4 protein-coding genes are annotated in these 3,775 nt (G+C 66.6%); all 4 read left to right on the plus strand.

Annotation, left to right across the window (positions count from 1 at the left end; translation table 11 throughout):
- Positions 1-89: 89 nt before the first annotated feature.
- Positions 90-296 carry a lipoprotein gene (locus tag EOA79_RS30045; protein ID WP_066990222.1) on the plus strand — a complete coding sequence of 69 codons (207 nt, stop codon included), beginning with the start codon at positions 90-92 and terminating at the stop codon, positions 294-296.
- Positions 297-348: 52 nt separating this feature from the next.
- The gene (gene lysA / locus EOA79_RS30050) at positions 349-1,617 is read left to right on the plus strand and encodes a diaminopimelate decarboxylase (protein WP_095823973.1); all 1,269 of its coding nucleotides are present in this window, start codon (positions 349-351) and stop codon (positions 1,615-1,617) included.
- 34 nt (positions 1,618-1,651) lie between these two features.
- On the plus strand, positions 1,652-2,593 hold the full coding sequence (locus EOA79_RS30055) for a threonine/serine dehydratase (RefSeq protein WP_095823974.1): 942 nt from the start codon (positions 1,652-1,654) through the stop codon (positions 2,591-2,593).
- A 113-nt stretch (positions 2,594-2,706) separates the two neighbouring features.
- Positions 2,707-3,775, plus strand: a 1,069-nt coding sequence (locus EOA79_RS30060) for a DUF4175 family protein (protein WP_245489960.1), incomplete at its 3' end; no start/stop codon positions are given.

A 3,775-nucleotide genomic window follows, 5' to 3' on the forward strand; every position in this document is an offset into this window, starting at 1 on the left:
TTCTTGGGGCTTGATTTTGCCGGGATGCAATGCGCCGAAAACTCGGCTAAAAGCGCGGCTGGACAAAACAGTTTCGAACGGATGGATCGATGACCCGAGGCAGGATTTTGGTGACGCTCGCGCTGCTGGCGGCGGTTGTCACCGTCACGGCCTGCGGCAGGAGAGGCGGCCTCGATACGCCTTACGAGGCTGCCGTGCAGGCGCGCAAGGATGCGGAGCGAGCCAAACAGCCGCTGCCGCCCGAGCCTGAGAAACCGGTCAAGGACAAGAAGTTCATTCTCGACCCCTTGCTCTAGAGCCGAGGAGATCATCCGATCTCATCGCGCTCCAATTTTCGGACCTCTCCCCGTGAACCATTTCGACTACCGCGACGGCGTTCTCTACGCCGAGGATGTGGCAATCCCCGATATCGCCGCCAGCGTCGGCACGCCGTTTTACTGCTATTCGACCGCGACCCTGACCAGGCATTTCCGCGTCTTCAAGGAAGCTTTTGCCGGTCTCGACGCGCTGGTCTGCTACGCCATGAAGGCGAATTCCAACCAGGCCGTGCTGAAGACCTTGGCAAGACAAGGCGCCGGCGCCGACGTGGTGTCGGAAGGTGAACTGCGGCGCGCCTTGGCCGCCGGCATCCCCGCGAGCAAGATCCTGTTTTCCGGCGTCGGCAAGACCGCGCGGGAAATGGACTTCGCCCTCAATGCCGGCATCCTCTGCTTCAACGTCGAGTCCGAACCCGAACTCGAACTGCTGTCGGCGCGCGCCACAGCGCTCGGCAAGGTGGCACCCGTCTCGCTGCGCATCAACCCGGACGTCGACGCCAGGACCCACAAGAAGATCTCCACCGGCAAGGCCGAGAACAAGTTCGGCATCCCGTGGCAGCGGGCGCGCCAGGTCTATGCCCGCGCGGCGGAGCTGCCGGGCATCAAGGTCACCGGCATCGACACCCATATCGGCAGCCAGATCACCGAGCTGCAGCCTTTCGACGACGCTTTCGCGCTGCTGGTGGAACTGGTCGGCGTGCTGCGCGCCGACGGGCATTCAATCGAGCATGTCGATCTCGGCGGCGGCCTCGGCATTCCGTACCGCGTCGACAACAGCCCGCCGCCCTTGCCCGACGCCTATGCCGAGATCGTCAGGAAGCATGTCACCCGGCTCGGCCTGAAGGTGATGTTCGAGCCTGGCCGGCTGATCGTCGGCAATGCCGGCATCCTGGTCTCGGAAGTGATCTATGTGAAGGAAGGCGACGCCAAGAACTTCCTCGTCGTCGACGCCGCCATGAACGACCTGATCCGGCCGACGCTCTACGATGCCTTCCACGACATCAAGCCGGTGGTGCAGCCGCCGGCCGCCACGCCGCGCATGACGGTCGATATCGTCGGGCCGGTCTGCGAGACAGGCGATTTCCTCGGCCTCGACCGCGACCTCCCCAGGCTGAATCCTGGCGACCTCATCGCCGTCGCCACCGCTGGAGCTTACGGCGCCGTGCAGGCCGGCACCTACAACACAAGGCTGCTGGTGCCGGAAGTGCTGGTCGACGGCGACCGTTTTCACGTCGTGCGGCCGCGCCCGACCCATGAGGAGTTGATCGGGCTGGATTCATTGCCCGAGTGGCTGAAATAGAAGCACGAGGGTCCCGCGCTCAAAGGAGCAAGCCATGCTGGAGACTGGAGCTATCACGCGCGGACGCATCGCCGCGGTGGAACCGCACATCCGCCCTTTCGTCCGCCACACGCCGGTGCTGCGCGTCGACATGGCTGACTTCGGCCGGCCGGCCTTTCCAGTCGATCTGAAGCTCGAATGTCTGCAGCATTCCGGCTCGTTCAAGGCGCGCGGCGCCTTCACCAACCTGCTCGAGCGGCAGGTGCCCGCAGCGGGTGTGGTCGCCGCCTCCGGCGGCAATCATGGCGCCGCCGTCGCCTATGCCGCCATGAAGCTCGGGCACAGGGCCACCATCTTCGTGCCCGAGGTCAGCCCGCCGGCAAAGCTCGCGCGCATCCGCGGCTACGGCGCCGAGTTGGTGGTCGGCGGTGCGCGCTATGCCGAGGCGCTGGCCGCCAGCGAGGATTTTGCCGAACGAACCGGCGCCCTGCAGATCCACGCGTTCAACCAGGAAGAGACGCTCATCGGCCAAGGCACTCTCGGGCTCGAGATCGAAGCCGATCTGCCGGAGATCGACACACTGCTTGTCGCGGTCGGCGGCGGCGGCCTGATCGGCGGCATCGCCGCCTGGTTCGCTGGCCGCATCCGCATCATCGCCATCGAGCCCGAGGGCGCGCCGACGCTTCACCGCGCCTTCGAAGCCGGCAAGCCGGTCGATGCACCGGCGGAGGGCATCGCCGCCGATTCGCTGGCGCCGAAGCGCGTCGGCGAAATGATGTTCCCGATCGCGAAAGCTTTCGTCGAGCGCTCGATCCTGGTCAGCGACGACGACATCGTGGCGGCGCAGAAAGCGCTCTGGGAGCGCGCGCAAATCATCGCCGAGCCGGGCGGGGCCGCTGCCTTTGCCGCGATGCTTTCCGGCCGCTACGCGCCGGCTCCCGGCGAGCGCGTGGCCGTCCTGGTCTGCGGATCCAACACGAATCCCGCGAATTTCTGATCGTAAAGGCGGCGAACCCGTCACAGATTTTGGAACTCGCCTCGCCTTCGCCGTGTTTGGTGTTATCCTCTGCTCATGAGGTCCGGGCGATCCTGCCCGGGCAGGAAGGGCCGATGACGGAACGACCCATTTCCAGCGGCGAACGCGGTCTGGCCGGGCGCCTTGCCTTGAGCCGGCTGGCGACGCGGGCCTCGATGATCTTCGAGCGCGGCTGGCCGTTGCTGTTGCCGCTGGCGGTGGTCGCCGGCCTGTTCCTCAGTGTCGCGTGGCTGGGCTTGTTCCAGCGCCTGCCGGATCTGGCGCGGATCGGCCTCCTGATCCTCTTCTCCATCTCGGCGCTCGCCGCGCTCTTTGCGCTGCGCTTCTTCCGCATTCCGTCCGTCGCCGAGGTCGACCGGCGCATCGAGGCAGCGAACGAGCTGCTGCACAGCCCCGTGCAGGTGCAGACCGACCGGCCGAGCGGCGCGGAGAGCCTCTTCTCGCAGGCGCTGTGGCGCGAGCACCAGAAGCGCATGGCCGAGCGGCTCTCCGACCTGGGCGGCGACAGGCCGCGCACAAGCGTGCCGGATTACGACCGCTGGGGCCTGCGGGCTGTGGTGGGGCTGCTGTTCGTCACCGCTTTTGCCTTCTCGTTCGGACCTTTCGGCGGCAGGATCAGCGACGGCTTCGTCGCCAGCGCCGCGCGCGATAGCGTGCCGCCCCGCATCGATGCCTGGGTGACGCCGCCTTCCTATACCGGCAAGCCGCCGCTGTTCTTGACCGCCGACGTCAACCAGGCCGCGCAGGTCTTCAGCGTCCCTGAGGGCAGCGACGTCTCGCTGCGCGTCACTGGCGGAACCGGCGAAGAAACGCTGAGCTATGCCGACGCGAACGGCAATGATCGCGCCATCGAGCCGGTTGCGCCGAAGGGCGCCACGCCAGCCGCGGCACAGCCGGGGTCCCCAGCCGGGCTCAAAGTGCGCCAGTTCTCCGGCAAGCTGAACAACAACGGCACGCTGCGGCTCAAGACCGGCGAGGACGATCTCGGCCACTGGGCCTTCGCCATCATCCCGGACAAACCGCCGACGATCCGTTTCGTCGGCGAGCCCAAGCGTGCCGTCAATGGCGCCATCGAGCTCAACTACCAGATCGACGACGACTACGGCGCGGCCTCCGCCAAGGCCGTCTTGGAGCTGTCTGAGC

The sequence above is a fragment of the Mesorhizobium sp. M1A.F.Ca.IN.020.03.2.1 genome (assembly GCF_004023205.1).
In the GTDB taxonomy this organism is placed as follows: Bacteria; Pseudomonadota; Alphaproteobacteria; order Rhizobiales; family Rhizobiaceae; genus Mesorhizobium.